Origin of the sequence: Mycolicibacter sinensis (assembly GCF_001667945.1) — a bacterium.
GTDB lineage: Bacteria > Actinomycetota > Actinomycetes > Mycobacteriales > Mycobacteriaceae > Mycobacterium > Mycobacterium sinense_B.
Genome location: NZ_LZJK01000066.1, coordinates 1 through 17,120 on the forward strand (window position 1 = coordinate 1; position 17,120 = coordinate 17,120).

Here is a 17,120-nt window from a genome sequence, read left to right on the forward strand (position 1 = left end):
CGGCGCCGACCGGGGCGACCATCACTCCGACGGCGATGGCGAACAACTGGGGCGTTTGCCCCGCCCAGGTGGCGATCTCGGCGATGTGGGTCGGCCAATCGAACTCGGCAAGCTGGACCAGATACTGGAAGGCCAGTGTCGGATTGTGTTGGAGATACACGCCGAACTGTTGGAAGTCCTCGAACAACTCCAGCGACCGGACCAGCCAGAACATCGGCTGGCTGGGATCGGTGTACTGGTCGTAGGGAATGCCGTTCATCATGGCGTGGGCGGGGTCCCAATTGACCTGTCCATTGCTGACGGTGTTCAGCATCTTGGCGATGAGCTGATCCAGCGGATCGTTGACGGTGGGGTCGGTGTGATCGTGGTCGTCCTGAGGCGTTGCCGCATCGGCTTTGGCGATCTGTGGCGCCGGGCCGGTATGCGGCGTCGAGGCCACCGCGGCGCCGGCCACCGCCTCATAGGTCGCCATCGTCGTGGCGGCCTGCACCCACATCCGCGCGTAGTCGGCCTCGTTGACCGCGATCGGAATCGTGTTGATCCCGAAGAAATTCGTCGCCATCAGCGCAGCATGCACGGCATGGTTGGCCGCCAGCTCCGGCAAGGTCGGCATGGCCGCCAGGGCGGCCGTGTAGGCCGTCGCCGCCGTCTCACTTCGCGCCGCGGCCGCCGCACTGTCGGCACCGGCCTGGGTCAGCCAGGCCAGATACGGCGCGTGGGCCGCCACGTAGGCCTCCGCGCTCGGCCCCTGCCACGCCCCGGACTGCACCGCCCCCAGCATCACCATCAGCTCGTCGGCGACCGCGGTGTACTCGCTGTCCAACGCCGACCACGCGGCCGCCGACGCCAGCAGTGGTCCAGGCCCCGGCCCAGCGCTCAACAACGCCGAATGCACCTCCGGCGGCGACGCCATCCACACCGGGGCCAGCGTCACGACCGACCCACGCTGTTGAACATGATTTTCATTATCGAGGATTCAATACCACCGCGCCCGCCGACGCAAGCCCTGTTCACCCTCGTTTAGCCGCACCCCCGGCACACCGGGAAGCGGTGCGGCTGGCACCATCGCCGATATGCCGATTCCGCAGTTCATCGTCGACCTCCGGGCCAGCATCGGCTCCGCCCCGCTGTGGCTGATCGGCGTGACGGCGGTAGTGCTGCGCGGCGAGGAGGTGCTGCTGGTCGAGCGGGCCGACAACGGTATCTGGGCGCCGGTGACCGGGATCGTCGATCCGGGTGAGGAGCCGGCCGACGCCGCCGTCCGCGAAGTCGCCGAAGAGACCGGGGTCGTCGCGGTACCGGAGCGGCTGGCCTGGGTGCACGCCACCGCACCGGTGATCCACGCCAACGGGGATCACGCCCAGTACCTCGACCATGTCTTCGCCATGCGCTGGGTGGCCGGCGATCCCTACCCGGCCGACGACGAGAGCACCGACGCGCGCTGGTCGCCGCTGACCGCGCTGCCCGACATGCCCGAGCGGATGCGGACTCGCATCAGCGCGGCGCTGGGCGGGAGCGGCCAAACCCGGTTCGAGTGGAACGGCGGGTCTTAGAACACCGTGGGCAGGCCGAAGGCCGAGTCCACCGCCAGTGCGCAGAACACCACCGCCAGGTAGTTGTTCGACTGCAGGAACAGCCGCAGCGGTTTGACGGGCTCACCGCGGCGCACCCCGGCGTAGAGCTGGTGGGCCATGGTCAAGAACCACACCCCGGCCAGGAACGCGACCGAGGCGTACAGCCACCCGGCGGCGGGCACCAGCGCCAGCGTGGCCGCCACCGTCGCCCAGGTGTAGACCACGATGCGGTGCGTGACGACGCGCTCACTGGCGACCACCGGCAGCATCGGCACCCCGGCCGCGGCGTAGTCGTCCTTGTACCGCATCGCCAACGCCCAGGTGTGCGGCGGCGTCCAGAAGAAGATGACCGCGAACATCACCAGCGCCGGCCAGCCGATGGTGCCGGTCACTGCCGACCAGCCGATCACCACCGGCATACAGCCGGCCGCCCCGCCCCACACCACGTTCTGCGAGGTGTGCCGCTTGAGCAGCATCGAATAGACCAGCACGTAGAAGGCGATGGTGGCCACCGCCAGCAGGCCCGACACCAGGTAGGTGGTGCGCCACAGCCAGACGAACGAGATCGCGCCGAGCACCAGGCCGAACACCAGCGCATTGCGGGTCGGCACCGCGTCGCGGGCCAACGGCCGCCGCGCCGTGCGCTTCATCACCTTGTCGATGTCGGCGTCGACGACACAGTTGAGCGCGTGAGCGCCCGCGGCGGCCAACATCCCGCCGATCAGGGTGTTGAAGATGAGCAGCGGATTCACCGTGCCGCGGTCGGCCAACAACATCGCCGGAATGGTGGTGACCAGCAGTAACTCGATGATCCGTGGCTTGGTCAACGACAGGTAGGCCAGCAACGTGGAACGTATTGCGCGTATTCGGCGCGGCGCGGCGCGCTCGCGAATACTCACGTGATGACTCCTCAGATGGCAGCAGCGACGCCAGCGTCTACTACGAACGATGGTAGACCGCGCAGCCGGGTCGGCCGAATCGCAGGGTCGATTCGTGGGTAATCCACACGGCGACCAGAGCGGCAACACCGCCCGTGCGCGCACTAAATTGTTGGCGGCAACCCGCTGCACGCGGCTCCGCCGCCCTCGCGATCGCCGCTAGGGTGAGAACTAACCAGGCTTGCCTAGACATAACTCGAAGATGAGGACTTCAAGTTCGTGACCACTGCTGCAGAGATCTCCGCCCTTACCCGCCCCCACCACCCCGACGACTGGGCCGAGATCGACTCGGTCGCCGTCGACACCGCCCGGGTGCTGGCCGCCGATGCGGTGCAGAAGGTCGGTAACGGCCACCCCGGCACCGCGATGAGCCTGGCGCCACTGGCATACACGCTGTTCCAGCGGGTGATGCGCCACGATCCCTCCGACACGCACTGGCTGGGCCGCGACCGGTTCGTGCTGTCCTGCGGGCATTCCAGCCTCACCCTCTACATCCAGCTCTACCTGGGCGGTTTCGGTCTGGAGCTCTCCGACATCGAGGCGCTGCGCACCTGGGGATCCAAGACTCCGGGGCACCCGGAGTTCCGCCACACCAAGGGGGTGGAGATCACCACCGGTCCCCTGGGCCAGGGCCTGGCCTCCGCCGTCGGGATGGCGATGGCCGCCCGCTACGAACGCGGACTGTTCGACCCGGACGCCGCCCCCGGCGAAAGCCCGTTCGATCACCACATCTACGTGATCGCCTCGGACGGCGACATCCAGGAAGGTGTCACCAGTGAGGCGTCCTCGCTGGCCGGAGTCCAGCAGCTCGGCAACTTGATCGTGTTCTACGACCACAACAAGATCTCCATCGAGGACGACACCGCGATCGCGCTGTGCGAGGACACCGCCGCCCGCTACCGGGCCTACGGCTGGCATGTCCAGGAGATCGAGGGCGGCGAGAACGTCACCGGCATCGAGGAGGCGATCGCCGAGGCGAAGGCCGTCACCGACAAGCCATCGTTCATCTCGCTGCGCACGATCATCGGCTACCCGGCGCCCGAGAAGATGAACACCGGCGCCGCCCACGGCGCGGCTCTCGGTGTCGACGAGGTGGCCGCCATCAAGAAGGCTCTGGGGTTCGACCCGGACAAATCCTTCGATGTCCGCGAGGACGTGATCACCCACACCCGGGGGCTGGTGGCTCGCGGCAAGGAGGCGCACGCCGACTGGCAGACGCAGTTCGAGGCGTGGGCGGCCCGGGAGCCGGAACGCAAGGCACTGCTGGACCGGCTGATCGCCGGCGAGCTGCCGGAGGGCTGGGACGCCGACCTGCCGTCCTGGGAGCCCGGTTCCAAGGCGGTGGCCACCCGCGCTGCATCCGGCAAGGTGCTCTCGGCGGTAGGTCCGAAGCTTCCCGAATTGTGGGGTGGCTCAGCAGATCTGGCCGGCAGTAACAACACCACGATGGACGGCGTCAAGTCGTTCGGCCCGGCGTCGATCTCCACCAAGGACTACACCGCCGACCCCTACGGTCGCACCCTGCATTTCGGGATCCGGGAGCACGCGATGGGCTCGATCCTGTCGGGCATCGTGCTGCACGGCCCGACCCGCGCCTACGGCGGTACCTTCCTGCAGTTCTCCGACTACATGCGGCCCGCAGTGCGGCTGGCGGCGCTGATGGACATCGACCCGATCTACGTGTGGACCCACGACTCGATCGGCCTGGGCGAGGACGGACCCACCCACCAGCCGATCGAGCACCTGTCGGCGCTGCGGGCCATCCCCCAGCTGTCGGTGGTGCGTCCCGCCGACGCCAACGAGACCGCCTACGCCTGGCGCACCGTGCTGGCGCGCGGCGCGGACAGCGGCCCGGTCGGGATGATCCTGACCCGGCAGGGGCTGCCGATCTTGGAGGGCACCGACCCCGAAGGCGTCGCGCGTGGCGGCTACGTGCTCGGTGGCGCCGGCACCGAGCAACCCGACGTGGTGCTGATCGCCACCGGGTCTGAAGTGCAGCTTGCCGTGGAGGCGCAGAAATTGTTGGCGGACAAGAACATCAACGCCCGCGTGGTGTCGATGACCTGCCTGGAATGGTTCGAGTCGCAGCCGGCCGAATACCGCGACGCGGTGCTGCCCCCGGCGGTGTCGGCGCGGGTCGCGGTCGAAGCCGGGGTCGCGCAGTGCTGGCATAAGGTGGTGGGCGACACCGGCGAGATCGTGTCGATCGAGCACTACGGGGAATCCGCCGACTACAAGACGCTGTTCCGTGAGTTCGGTTTCACCGCCGAGGCCGTCGTCGCCGCCGCCGAACGCGCCCTGGACAACTGAGGACAACTGCAGTCAATTGAGAAGGAGCGCACCATGACTCAGAACGAACGGCTTGCCGCTCTCAGCGCCGCCGGCGTATCGGTGTGGCTTGACGATCTGTCCCGCGACCGTCTGACCTCGGGCAACCTGGCCGAACTCGTCGCCACCCGCAGTGTCGTCGGGGTGACCACCAACCCGACCATCTTCCAGAAAGCGCTGGAGAAGGGCCACGCCTACGACAAGCAGCTGGCCGAACTGGCCGCGCGTGGCGCCGATGTGGACGCGGTGATCCGCACCGTCACCACCGACGACGTACGCAACGCCTGCGACGTGTTGACCCAGGCGTGGGAGGCGTCCGACGGCGTCGACGGCCGGGTGTCGATCGAGGTCGACCCCCGGCTGGCTCATGACACCGACAAGACCATCGCCCAGGCCGTCGAGCTGTGGAAGATCGTCGACCGGCCGAACCTGTTCATCAAGATTCCCGCCACCAAGGCAGGGTTGCCGGCCATCACCGCGGTGCTGGCCGAAGGCGTCTCGGTCAACGTCACGCTGATCTTCTCCGTGGAGCGGCACCGCGAGGTGATGGACGCCTACCTGGCCGGCCTGGAAGCCGCCAAGGCGGCCGGCCACGACCTGTCCAAGATCCACTCGGTGGCGTCGTTCTTCGTCTCCCGGGTGGACACCGAGATCGACGCGCGGCTGGAGAAACTCGGCTCGGCCGAGGCGCTGGCGCTGCGCGGCAAGGCCGGGGTCGCCAACGCCCGGTTGGCCTACGCCGCCTACGAAGAGGTCTTCGCCGGCGAGCGCTTCACCGCGTTGGCGGCGCACGGCGCCCGGGTGCAGCGGCCGCTGTGGGCCTCGACCGGGGTGAAGAACCCGGATTACCCGGACACCCTGTACGTCACCGAATTGGTGGCCCCGCACACCGTCAACACCATGCCGGAGCCGACCTTGGAGGCGGTGGCCGACCACGCCGATATCACCGGCGACACCATCGCCGGGACCGCGGCGGCGTCCCAACAGGTCTTCGACCAGCTCTCGGCGGTGGGCATCGATCTGACCGATGTGTTCCTGGTATTGGAGAACGAGGGCGTAGACAAGTTCGAGGCGTCCTGGGGCGAACTGCTGGACGCCACCGCGTCGCAGCTCGACGCCGCCAAGTGATCTGATGGCGGGCGCAGGGTCAGCGCGCAACACCTCCGCGGGGTGGCAGAACCCGCTGCGGGACAAGCGGGATAAGCGGTTGCCCCGGATCGCCGGCCCGTGCGGCGTGGTGATCTTCGGGGTCACCGGCGACCTCGCCCGGCGCAAGCTGATGCCGGCGATCTACGACCTGGCCAACCGCGGGCTGCTACCGCCGACCTTCGCCCTGGTCGGGTTCGCCCGCCGGGACTGGGCCGACGAGGACTTCGCCGACGTGGTCTACCAGGCCGTCAAACAGCACGCCCGGACCCCGTTCCGTCAGGTGGTCTGGGACCGGTTGGCTGCCGGATTCCGGTTCGTGACAGGCACCTTCGACGACGATGCCGCCTTCGCCCAGCTGGCCGCGACCCTCGAGGAGCTCGACGCCGAGCGCGGCACCGGCGGCAATCACGCCTTCTATCTGTCGATTCCGCCGGCCGCCTTCCCGGTGGTGTGCGAGAAGCTGCACGCGTCCGGGCTGGCCCGCCCGCGGGAGGGCCGCTGGAGCCGGGTGGTGATCGAGAAGCCGTTCGGACACGACCTGGCCAGCGCGGTCGAGCTCAACAGCGTGGTCAACAGCGTCTTCCCGGAGGAGTCGGTGTTTCGCATCGACCATTACCTGGGCAAGGAGACCGTCCAGAACATCCTGGCGCTGCGGTTCGCCAACCAACTGTTCGACCCGATCTGGAACGCGCACTACGTCGACCATGTGCAGATCACCATGGCTGAGGACATCGGTCTGGGCGGCCGGGCCGGCTACTACGACGGCATCGGCGCCGCCCGCGACGTGATCCAGAACCACCTGCTGCAGTTGCTGGCGCTGACCGCGATGGAGGAGCCGGTCAGCTTCTCCCCCGCCGAGTTGCAGGCCGAGAAGATCAAGGTCCTCTCGGCGACCAAGCTGGCGCTGCCGCTGGATGAGACCACCTCCCGGGGGCAGTACACCGCCGGCTGGCAGGGCGGCGAGCACGTCGTCGGTCTCCTCGACGAGGAGGGCTTCGCCCACGACTCCCGGACCGAGACCTTTGCGGCCATCACCTTGGAGGTCGATACCCGGCGCTGGGCCGGTGTGCCGTTTTATCTGCGCACCGGAAAGCGGCTGGGCCGGCGGGTCACCGAGATCGCGCTGGTGTTCAAGCGGGCGCCGCACCTGCCGTTCGACGACACGATGACCGACGAGCTGGGCAAGAACGCCCTGGTGATCCGGGTGCAGCCCGACGAGGGCATCACCTTGCGGTTCGGGTCCAAGGTGCCCGGCCATCTGATGGAGGTCCGCGACGTCAACATGGACTTCTCCTACGGCTCGGCGTTCTCCGAGGATTCGCCGGAAGCCTACGAACGGCTGATCCTCGACGTGCTGCTCGGTGAGCCGTCGCTGTTCCCGGTCAATGCCGAAGTCGAATTATCTTGGGAGATCCTGGATCCGGTGCTCGAGAACTGGGCGGAGCACGGCGGACCTGAGCCGTACGTGGCCGGCACCTGGGGTCCCCGGTCGTCGTTCGAGATGCTGGCGCGCTCCGGGCGGGAATGGCGGCGGCCCTGATGATCATCGACCTGCCGGACACCTCCACTAACGCGATCAACAAGAAACTCGATGAGTTGCGCGAGCAGGTCGGTGCGGCCACTACCGGCCGGGTGCTGAGCCTGATCATCGCCTTGGGAAGCACCGAGAACGACCTGCTGCTCGACGAGTCCATCGCCGCGGCCAACATGGCCAGCCAGGAGCATCCCAGCCGGGTGATCGTGGTGATGACCGACGACACCGAGGCCCGCCACGCCCGGCTGGACGCCCAGCTGCGGATGTTTGGCGACGCCGGCGCCGGCGAGGTGGTGGTGCTGCGGCTGTCCGGCCCGCTCGCCGGGCACGCCGACGCGGTCGTGGTGCCGTTCCTGTTGCCCGACATCCCGGTGGTGGCCTGGTGGCCCGAGATCGCCCCGGCGGCACCGGCCGAGGACCCGCTGGGTGCGCTGGCGGTGCGGCGGATCACCGACGCCACCAACAGTCCCGATCCGTTGGCGGCGATCAAGGGCCGGCGCAGCGGCTACACCGCCGGAGACACCGACCTGTCGTGGAGTCGCATCACCTATTGGCGGGCGCTGCTGGCCTCGGCGATGGATCAGCCGCCGTATGAGCCGATCCGCTCGGCGCTGGTGTCCGGACTGCCGACCGAACCGGCGTTGGACATTCTGGCCGGCTGGCTGGCCAGCCGCATCGACGGGCCGGTGCGCCGCGCGGTGGGCGAGCTCAAGATCGAGCTGGTGCGCGACAGCGAGACCGTGGTGCTGAGCCGGCCGCAAACCGGGGTGATCGCCACCTTGAGCCGCACCGCTACTCCGGATGCGCTGGTTCCGCTGCCACGCCGGGTGACGGCCGAGTGCCTGGCTGAAGACCTGCGCCGGCTGGACCCCGACCCGATCTACGGCTCCGCGCTGGGCGGCCTCGAGGAAGTGGAGTACCTGTGACCGTAGCGACCTACCGCGACACCGATGAACTCATCGCCGCCGCCGGCGATCGGCTGGCCGATGCGATCGAGGCGGCCGTCGCCGCCCGGGGCCGCGCGCTGATCGTGCTGACCGGCGGCGGCAACGGCATCGCGCTGCTCAAGCGCCTCGGCGAGCACGCGGCACGGATCGACTGGACATGCGTGCACCTGTTCTTCGGCGATGACCGGTTCGTCCCGGCGGACGATGCCGAACGCAACGACAAGCAGGCCCGCGAGGCGCTGCTGGGCCGCATCGAGATCCCGGCCGCCAATGTGCACGCCATGCCGGCCAGCGACGGAGAATGCGGCGACGACCTCGACGCCGCCGCGCAGGCGTATCAGGAGGTGCTCGCCGCCAGCGCCGAACCCGGCCAGCCCGCACCGGATTTCGACGTTCACCTGCTGGGAATGGGCCCGGAGGGCCATATCAACTCGCTGTTCCCCGACACCCCCGCGGTGCGCGAAACCACCCGCCTGGTGGTCGGGGTGCCCGACTCCCCCAAGCCGCCGCCGCGCCGTATCACGCTGACGCTGCCCGCCGTGCGCCGCTCCCGCCAGGTGTGGCTGGTGGTGTCCGGGGCGGCCAAGGCCGAGGCGGTGGCCGCCGCGATCGGCGGTGCGGACCCGGTCTCGGTGCCCGCCGCCGGCGCGACGGGGCGCGAGCACACGGTGTGGCTGCTCGATCAGGCCGCGGCCTCGCAGCTGCCCACGCAATCTCGCTGACCGGGACTCGACGCTGTCTGCCGCCACGTCATAATGAGCGACATGGCAGACAGAGGGTCGAACACCGGGGAACGCAAGCGGCTCAAGACATTGGCGCAGGCGGCGTTGAACGCCGACGTGACCGTCGGGCAGCTCGAGGATGTGCTGGGTGGCCTGGGCAACACGATGAACGCCTTGAACAGTTCACTGGCCGGCCTCAACGCCACGGTCGAACGCCTCGGTGACGGCCTGGACCATCTTGACGAGACCATGGCCAGTCTCGACGACCTGGCCCGCCGCCTGGTTGCCCTGATCGAGCCGGTGGAGACCATCGTCAGCCGGATGGACTACCTCGTCGCCGTCGGCGAGACGGCGATGTCGCCGTTGGCGGCGACCGAGAACGCGGTGCGCGGCATGTTCAACGCGATGCGCAACCGGGTGGTGCGCTAGCCACCGCCTGCGCGGCGCCCGGCCGGCTCAGGCGTACTTGATCAGCAGGCCCACCGCGATGATCGAGGTCAGCCAGATGGCGATGACGAAGTAGGTCAGCCGGTCGAGGTTCTTCTCCACCACCGTCGAGCCGGACAGGCTGGACTGCACGCCACCGCCGAACAGGGTCGACAGGCCGCCACCCTTGGCGCGGTGCAGCAGCACCAGCAGAATCACCAGCAGGCTGGTGATCACCAAGAGGATCTGCAGCGTCAAGATCATGCCGCTACCCTACCGGTCGCCGCGCCGCATCAGGGCAGGGGCCCGCCGGCGGCCAGCGCGGCCAGCATGGCGAACTGCTCGCCGTCCAGCGACGCCCCGCCGACCAGCCCGCCGTCGACGTCGGGCTGGCCGATCAGCTCGCCGATGTTCTTGGCATTGACCGAACCGCCGTAGAGCACCCGGACCGTGTCGGCGATCTTGGGCGAGGCGAGCTTGCCCAGCTCCGCGCGCACCTCAGCACACACCTCCTGGGCATCGGCGGCACCGGCGACCCGGCCGGTGCCGATCGCCCACACCGGCTCGTAGGCGATGACACTCTGGGCGATCTGGTCGGCGGACAGGCCGGCCAGCGAGCCACGCAGCTGGTCCAGGCAGTGCTCGACATGGCCACCGGCCTCCCGGATCTCGAGGTGCTCGCCGATGCAGATGATCGGGGTCAGGCCGTGTTTGAGCGCGGCGGCCGCCTTGGCGGCCACCAGCGCGTCGTCCTCGCCGTGGTAGCTGCGCCGCTCGGAGTGCCCGACGACGACGTAGCTGCAGCCCAGCTTGGCCAGGAACGCCCCGCTGATCTCACCGGTGTAGGCACCGGAGTCGTGCGGCGAGAGGTCCTGGGCACCAAAGGTCAGCCGCAGCTTGTCCCCGTCAACCAGAGTCTGCACGCTGCGCAGGTCGGTGAACGGCGGCAGCACCGTCACGTCGACCTTGTCGTAGTACTTGTCCGGCAGCGAGAACGCCACCTTCTGCACCAGCGCGATCGCCTCGAAATGGTTGAGGTTCATCTTCCAGTTGCCGGCGATCAGCGGTTTGCGACTCATTGCGCCCCTCCGGTCTCCAAGGCCTGCAGGCCTGGCAGTGCTTTGCCCTCAAGGTATTCCAGCGACGCCCCGCCTCCGGTGGAGATGTGCGAGAAACCGTCTTCGTTCAGACCCAGGGCTCGCACCGCCGCGGCGGAGTCCCCGCCGCCGACGACGCTGAACGCGCCCTTGCCGGTGGCCGCCGCGATCGCCTCGGCCACGCCCTTGGTGCCGGCGGCGAATGCCGGGAACTCGAACACCCCCATCGGGCCATTCCAGAAGATGGTCTGGGCGTTCGACAGCAGCGCGGCGAACCGCTCCACCGAGCCGGGACCGATGTCCAGGCCCATCTTGTTCTCGCCGATGGCGTCCGCCGCGACGACCTCGCCGGTGGCGGCGGCGTCGAACTTATCGGCGACGACGATGTCCACCGGTAGCCGCAGCACGTCACCGTAGTCCTCCAACAGCTGGCGGCAGGTGTCGACCATGTCGGCCTCCAGCAGCGAGGTGCCCACCGGCAACCCCTGGGCCGCCAGGAAGGTGAAGCACATGCCGCCGCCGATGACGATGGAATCGGCCTTGGTCGCCAGGGACTGGATCACACCCAGTTTGTCGGAGACCTTGGACCCGCCCAGCACCACCGCGTAGGGGCGCTCGGTCGACTCGGTCAGCTGCTGCAGCACCTGGATCTCCGCGGCCACCAGTGTCCCGGCGTAGGACGGCAGCAAGGTGGCGACGTCGTAGACCGAGGCCTGCTTGCGGTGCACCACCCCAAAACCGTCGGAGACGAACGCCCCCGGTGAACCGTCCGGGGCGGCGACCAGCTCGGCCAGTGCCCGGGCCAGCGCGAGGCGCTCGTTGTCGTCCTTGCTGGTCTCGCGGGGGTCGAACCGGATGTTCTCCAGCAGCAGCACGTCACCGTCGGTAAGGCCTTCGGCGCGGGCCAGCGCATCGGTGCCGACCACATCACCGGCCAGCTGGACGTGGCGGCCCAGCTGCTCACCGAGCGCCTTGGCGACCGGCGCGAGCGACAGCTTCGGGTCGGGCTGGCCCTTGGGGCGGCCCAGGTGCGCGGTCACCACCACCTTGGCGCCGGCCTCGACCAGCGCGCGCAGGGTGGGCACCGAGGCGGTGATCCGGCCCGGGTCGGTGATCGTGTCACCGTCGAGGGGGACGTTCAGGTCGGAGCGCACCAGCACGCCCCGACCCGAAACTCCCTCGGCGATCAGTTCTGAAACAGCCTTGACCGAAGACACAGCCACGATCGCGTTACAGCGACTTGCCGACGAGGGAGACCAGGTCGACCAGCCGGTTGGAGTAGCCCCACTCGTTGTCGTACCAGGAGACGACCTTGGCCTGGTTGTCGATCACCTTGGTCAGCCCGGCGTCATACAGCGAGCTGTGCGGGTCGGTGACGATGTCGCTGGAGACGATCGGGGCGTCGTAGTACTTCAGGATGCCCTTCATCGGTCCGTCGGCGGCGGCCTTCATCGCCGCGTTGATGTCGGCGATCGAGGCAGACTTGCTCAGCTCGGCGGTCAGGTCGGTGACCGAGCCGGTGGGGATGGGCACCCGCAGCGCGTAGCCGTCCAGCTTGCCCTTCAGCTCGGGCAGCACCAGGCCGATCGCTTTGGCGGCGCCGGTGGAGGTGGGCACGATGTTGACCGCGGCCGCCCGCGCCCGGCGCAGGTCGGAGTGCGGACCGTCCTGCAGGTTCTGATCCTGGGTGTAGGCGTGGACGGTGGTCATCAGGCCCTTGACGATGCCGAACTCGTCGTTGAGCACCTTGGCCAGCGGGCCCAGGCAGTTGGTGGTGCACGAGGCGTTGGAGATGATGTTCTGGCTGCCGTCGTACTTGTCGTCGTTGACGCCCAGCACGATGGTGATGTCCTCATCGGTGGCCGGCGCGGAGATGATCACCTTCTTGGCCCCGGCGTCCAGGTGACCCTTGGCCTTGGCGGCGTTGGTGAAGATGCCGGTGGACTCGACGACGACGTCGACGCCCAGGTCGCCCCAGGGCAGCGCGGCCGGGCCTTCTTTGACCTCCAGCGCCTTGATCTTGGTGTTGCCGACGACGATGGTGTCGTCGCCCTCGAGGCTGACGTCGTGGGGCAGCCGGCCCAGGATGGAGTCGAATTTCAGCAGGTGCGCCAGGCTGGCGTTGTCGGTCAGGTCGTTGACCGCGACGATCTCGATGTCGGTATTGCTGCCCTGGGCTTTCTGCGCGTCCAATGCCCTGAAGAAGTTGCGCCCGATGCGGCCGAAGCCGTTCACGCCTACCCGGACCGTCACTGGTCTCTCCTCGTGTCGCCTAGTTTGCTGGTGTACTCGACGCCAGCCTAGTGCGTGATGGAACCCACAGGTCCTTCGGTACGCCGGACCGGGAACTCGTCGCCGGGTTCGGGCCAGGGTTGGCGGCTGAGCATGTCGGCCACGGCCACGTAGCCGGCTTCGACCAGCCCGGATTGGGCGTCGAGGATGCGGTAGGCCTGCTCCTTGCGGTGAATGGGTTGGCCCTCCAACACGATCACCCGCAGGTCGCCGTCGGCGAAGCGGCAGCGGCGCTGCACCGCCGCCAGCAGCTGCTCGTTGTGCAGGTGACCCTCCCCGAAGTTCCACCCGATCAGCGGCCCGGCGATGATCTCGCCGTCGCGGATGCTGTAGTCGGCTTCGTTCTCGAGTGCTCGCGGCAGCAGCCCGTTGAGCGCGCGGCCGTGCAGGTGCATGGCGCGGAACGCTCCTGCGACCTTGTCGCCCACCAGCTCGGCGGTGGACCGGTCATAGAGCTTGGCCAGCTGGTTGATGACCAGCGCTGAGCTCTTGACGACGTTGGCTTCCACGGTGTCCTCGGCACCGGCGCGGAAGCACCACAAGCTGGTCGCCCAGTTCCCGGCGTAGTAGCGCATCGCCGGCAGGAACGAAATCTGCTGCGGGAACATGTTTCCCGCGATCGGGAGGACCACCAGGCCGGTGAGCAACAGGGCTAGCAGCAGTGGCGAATGCAGGTCGTACACGCTGATTTCGGCGTGTTGGCCGAACAGGAAGAACAGCGAGAACAGAAAGAACACGTTCCATTCCAACGGCACTCCCATCGGGAGGTTGGAGATGATGTTGAGGTGAAAGATCACCATGAACGCGATCAGCAACCAGCGCCACGGGTGATCTGCGGCGACGAACACCAACAGCGCCGGCACGATGAACTCGGCGGTGGTGCCCCCGACGTGCGCCATCAGCTGCGGAATCCGGGTGGGCCGCAGGTCGTTCACGTGATCGCGGTAGAGCAGGTGCTTGAAGAGGGTGAAGATTCTCGGCCGCAGTAGAGCGTTATTGCTCATCATCACCGCCACCACGTACGGGAAGTGATGGTTGAGCTTGGATGTCGCGGCGCCCCACCACAATCCGAGGAGGATGATCTTGAACGCGGCCATCTGATCGACGTAGGGGAACAAGAACACCAGCAGCGTCAACCCGTAGTGCTCGGCGCGGGCGGCCAGGAAGATGGTCTTGTCTCGCAGACCCAGCAGAACCAGGGCAACGATCAGCGGGACCACCAGTGTCGGGTTCAGCAGGCCCACCGGCCCGGGATCACCCTGTCCGGGTGACAGCAGCAGCCAGGTGCCGGCGACCAGCACGCTGGCATACAGCGCCACATCGGCGGCGCTGCGGGTGTCCCCACGGGTCAACGGCACCTTGCCCGGCCAGGGCGGCAGCCGGATCGTGTTGGGCCGCAACCAATACAACACACCACCGATCGGTGGCCAGAATCGGCCGGTCAGTGGTCCCGATCCGCAGCCCAGACCCAGGATCTCGAACAGCAGGCTGAAGACGACGGCCTTCTGATACACGATCGGCTGCGTCCACCATTCGGTGATCCGGCCCAGCCCGCCGAGGCCCGGGGTCACCGCGATGACCGCCGCCGCGCCGGCGGTGTAGGCCGCGATCTTGAGCAGGTAGAGCAGATAGACCGCAGACGGGGTGCCGAAACCCTGTTCGGCCCAGTGCCGGCTGCAGACCTGCACCCGGGCCGGCCACGGGGTGGTACGCCATGTCGCGGGGTCCACGTCGGGAACCGACGGTGCGATGAATCCCATGTTGGCCTCACTCCCCTGACTGGTACTTGTTCAGTTATAGCGATACGCGTCCGACGGCGAGGGCGATTCATTCACCGATCGGACCGCACCCGACCCACTGGTCACGCCGCCAGACGGCAGGGTGTTTGCCCGCCTTTCAGCGACAACTCCGACCAGTTCGGTTCCAGCACAGCAGTTGTCGCTGAAAGCCGGGCAATCACCACATAGTCGAGCCGCCCGGCCGCTCGTCACCGGAGCTGGATGCACGCATCCCCTGGCGACCCCTCAGGCGTCTTCGAGCAACTCCGGCGTGACAGCCGACTCGGTGTCCGGGATGCCGTCCTGCTTGGCCTTGCGGTCGGCCATCGACAACAGCCGCCGAATACGCCCGGCCACTGCGTCTTTGGTCATCGGCGGGTCGGCCAGCCGGCCCAGCTCCTCCAGCGAGGCCTGCCGGTGCTCGACGCGCAGCCGGCCGGCCGAGGCCAGATGATCGGGCACCGTGTCACCGAGAATGTCCAACGCGCGTTCCACCCGGGCCGCCGCCGCCACCGCGGCGCGCGCCGAGCGACGCAGGTTGGCGTCGTCGAAGTTGGCCAGCCGGTTGGCGGTGGCACGCACCTCGCGGCGGATCCGGCGCTCCTCCCAGACCAGCCGGGTGTCCTGGGCGCCCATCCTCGTCAGCAGCGCACCGATCGCCTCGCCGTCGCGCACCACCACCCGATCCGCCCCGCGCACCTCGCGGGCCTTGGCGCTGACCCCGAGCCGCCGCGCCGCACCGACCAGCGCCAGCGCCGCCTCCGGTCCGGGGCAACCGACCTCCAGGGCCGAGGACCGACCCGGCTCGGTCAGCGACCCGTGCGCCAAAAATGCTCCCCGCCAAGCCGCTTCGGCGTCGGCGACGCTGCCGCCGACGACTTGGGCGGGCAGGCCGCGCACCGGCCGGCCCCGCAGGTCCAGCAGCCCGGTCTGGCGGGCCAGCGCTTCCCCGTCCTTGGTGACGCGCAGCACGTAGCGGGTGTTCTTGCGCATCCCGCTCGCCGACAGCACGTGCACTATCGCGTTGTAGCCGTACAGGTCGAAGATGTCCTTGCGCAGTCGGCGCGCGATGACACCCAGATCCACTTCGGCTTCGACCACGACCCGGCCGGCCACGATGTGCAGCCCGCCGGCGAAGCGCAGCAATGCCGCGACCTCGGCGCGGCGCGCCGAGACCGAACTGACCACGAGACGGCTCAGTTCGTCCTTGACTTCAGCCGTCATCGCCACGACTTGTCACCTCCCGGCCCGAGCCCGCTCGGTCCACTCACGCCGGATTGCCGGCCCCCGCCCTCGGCCGGCGTCGCGACCGGTGTCGGGATCGTCAGCGACGATGCGCCGGTGTCCCGAACCCCGTCCAGCGCTGCCGCCAACTTTCCTGGGTCATGTAAAGGTGTACCAGGTCGGGCCACGTCGACGAACCGAACCTCCGCCGCGAACAAGGTCGCGGCCCGGCGCAGCTGTTCGCGTTCGCGCTCACTGGGCACCCGCCCGGCGTCGATGATGATGTGGTCGACGGTGAATCCGGGCGCATGCTGGGCCAACACGTGCAGGTGCCGCTCCACCGAGAATCCCGCGGTCTCCCCCGGTTCGGCGACCAGGTTGAGCACCAGGGCGCGCCGGGCCGTGGTGCTCTGCAGCGCCGTCGCCAGCCCGGGCACCAGCAGGTGCGGGATGACGCTGGTGAACCACGACCCCGGCCCCAGTACCACCAGGTCCGCGGACATGATGGCGTCGACGGCCTGGCGGGTGGCCGGCGGATTGCCCGGCAGCAACCGGACCCGGCGCACCTTGCCCGGGGTGGTCGCGATCGCCACCTGGCCCCGGATCACCTCGAACAGCCGCGGGTCGGCGTCGAGGCCGGAGACGTCGGCTTCGATCTGCAGCGCGATCGGGCACATCGGCAGCACCCGCCCCTTGACCCCCAGCATCCGGCCCAGCTCGTCGAGCGCCGCCACCGGGTCGGCCAGCACCTCGTTGAGGCCGGCCAGCAGCAGGTTGCCGATCGGGTGGCCGGCCAGCGCACCGGTGCCGCCGAACCGGTGCTGCAGGATGGTTGCCCACAGCCGTCCGGCGGGGCTGTCGGAGGCCAGCGCCGCCAGCGCCATCCGCAGATCGCCCGGCGGCACCACGTCCAGTTCACTGCGCAACCGGCCCGAGGAGCCGCCGTCGTCGGCCACGGTGACCACCGCGGTGACGTGCGGCGTGAGCCGACGGGCGGCCGACAGTGTCGCGTACAGGCCGTGCCCGCCGCCGAGCGCCACGATGCTCGGGTTGCCGTGGGCGGGCTCAACGCTCATTGGCGCCGCTCCTCCTCATCGCTTCGCAAGCTCCG

16 protein-coding genes are annotated in these 17,120 nt (G+C 68.7%); 7 read left to right on the forward strand and 9 right to left on the reverse strand.

Annotated elements, in window-relative coordinates:
• Positions 1–913, reverse strand: a 913-nt coding sequence (locus A5694_RS08895; RefSeq protein WP_131809551.1) for a PPE family protein, incomplete at its 3' end; no start/stop codon positions are given.
• Between the two features lie 160 nt (positions 914–1,073).
• On the opposite strand from A5694_RS08895, the gene A5694_RS08900 reads away from it, so the two are divergent.
• Positions 1,074–1,553, forward strand: coding sequence for an NUDIX hydrolase (locus A5694_RS08900; RefSeq protein WP_064921477.1), 480 nt, complete (start codon positions 1,074–1,076; stop codon positions 1,551–1,553).
• Here the strand turns inward: A5694_RS08900 and A5694_RS08905 are convergent.
• The gene (locus A5694_RS08905; RefSeq protein ID WP_064921478.1) at positions 1,550–2,473 is read right to left on the reverse strand and encodes a heme o synthase; all 924 of its coding nucleotides are present in this window, start codon (positions 2,471–2,473) and stop codon (positions 1,550–1,552) included. The two genes, A5694_RS08900 and A5694_RS08905, sit on opposite strands and share 4 nt — an antisense overlap.
• 258 nt (positions 2,474–2,731) lie before the next feature.
• Between A5694_RS08905 and tkt the strand changes: the two genes are divergently transcribed.
• The 6 genes from tkt to A5694_RS08935 are packed head-to-tail and all read left to right on the forward strand — an operon-like array spanning position 2,732 to position 9,621.
• Positions 2,732–4,822 carry a transketolase gene (gene tkt, locus A5694_RS08910; RefSeq protein ID WP_064921479.1) on the forward strand — a complete coding sequence of 697 codons (2,091 nt, stop codon included), beginning with the start codon at positions 2,732–2,734 and terminating at the stop codon, positions 4,820–4,822.
• Between the two features lie 33 nt (positions 4,823–4,855).
• Positions 4,856–5,968, forward strand: coding sequence for a transaldolase (gene tal, locus A5694_RS08915; RefSeq protein WP_064921480.1), 1,113 nt, complete (start codon positions 4,856–4,858; stop codon positions 5,966–5,968).
• Between the two features lie 4 nt (positions 5,969–5,972).
• Positions 5,973–7,529 (forward strand): glucose-6-phosphate dehydrogenase, encoded by a 1,557-nt coding sequence (zwf, locus tag A5694_RS08920; RefSeq protein ID WP_064921481.1) that lies wholly within the window; start codon positions 5,973–5,975, stop codon positions 7,527–7,529.
• Positions 7,529–8,449 (forward strand): glucose-6-phosphate dehydrogenase assembly protein OpcA, encoded by a 921-nt coding sequence (opcA, locus tag A5694_RS08925; RefSeq protein ID WP_064921508.1) that lies wholly within the window; start codon positions 7,529–7,531, stop codon positions 8,447–8,449. Before zwf ends, opcA begins: the two co-directional genes overlap by 1 nt.
• Positions 8,446–9,192 carry a 6-phosphogluconolactonase gene (pgl, locus tag A5694_RS08930; RefSeq protein WP_064921482.1) on the forward strand — a complete coding sequence of 249 codons (747 nt, stop codon included), beginning with the start codon at positions 8,446–8,448 and terminating at the stop codon, positions 9,190–9,192. The genes opcA and pgl overlap by 4 nt, the downstream gene beginning before the upstream one ends.
• A 33-nt stretch (positions 9,193–9,225) precedes the next feature.
• Positions 9,226–9,621, forward strand: coding sequence for a hypothetical protein (locus tag A5694_RS08935; protein WP_064921483.1), 396 nt, complete (start codon positions 9,226–9,228; stop codon positions 9,619–9,621).
• Between the two features lie 27 nt (positions 9,622–9,648).
• On the opposite strand, the gene secG is transcribed toward A5694_RS08935, so the two are convergent.
• The 7 genes from secG to A5694_RS08970 all read right to left on the reverse strand — a co-directional run bounded on the left by secG (position 9,649) and on the right by A5694_RS08970 (position 17,085).
• Positions 9,649–9,882, reverse strand: a complete 234-nt coding sequence (secG, locus tag A5694_RS08940) for a preprotein translocase subunit SecG (RefSeq protein ID WP_046188054.1) — start codon at positions 9,880–9,882, stop codon at positions 9,649–9,651.
• Positions 9,883–9,911: 29 nt separating this feature from the next.
• Positions 9,912–10,697 carry a triose-phosphate isomerase gene (gene tpiA, locus A5694_RS08945; RefSeq protein WP_064921484.1) on the reverse strand — a complete coding sequence of 262 codons (786 nt, stop codon included), beginning with the start codon at positions 10,695–10,697 and terminating at the stop codon, positions 9,912–9,914.
• On the reverse strand, positions 10,694–11,932 hold the full coding sequence (locus A5694_RS08950) for a phosphoglycerate kinase (RefSeq protein ID WP_064921485.1): 1,239 nt from the start codon (positions 11,930–11,932) through the stop codon (positions 10,694–10,696). Before A5694_RS08950 ends, tpiA begins: the two co-directional genes overlap by 4 nt.
• A gap of 13 nt (positions 11,933–11,945) precedes the next feature.
• Complete coding sequence (gene gap / locus A5694_RS08955; protein WP_064921486.1) at positions 11,946–12,968, reverse strand: type I glyceraldehyde-3-phosphate dehydrogenase; 1,023 nt, start codon at positions 12,966–12,968, stop codon at positions 11,946–11,948.
• Positions 12,969–13,015: 47 nt separating this feature from the next.
• A complete protein-coding gene (locus A5694_RS08960; RefSeq protein WP_064921487.1) occupies positions 13,016–14,767 on the reverse strand; it encodes a DUF3556 domain-containing protein in 1,752 nt (583 codons plus the stop codon).
• A 264-nt stretch (positions 14,768–15,031) separates the two neighbouring features.
• Positions 15,032–16,009 carry a DNA-binding protein WhiA gene (whiA, locus tag A5694_RS08965; protein WP_109535646.1) on the reverse strand — a complete coding sequence of 326 codons (978 nt, stop codon included), beginning with the start codon at positions 16,007–16,009 and terminating at the stop codon, positions 15,032–15,034.
• Positions 16,006–17,085: a YvcK family protein gene (locus A5694_RS08970; RefSeq protein ID WP_064921489.1), complete on the reverse strand. Its 1,080-nt coding sequence runs from the start codon at positions 17,083–17,085 to the stop codon at positions 16,006–16,008. Before A5694_RS08970 ends, whiA begins: the two co-directional genes overlap by 4 nt.
• Positions 17,086–17,120 lie beyond the last annotated feature (35 nt).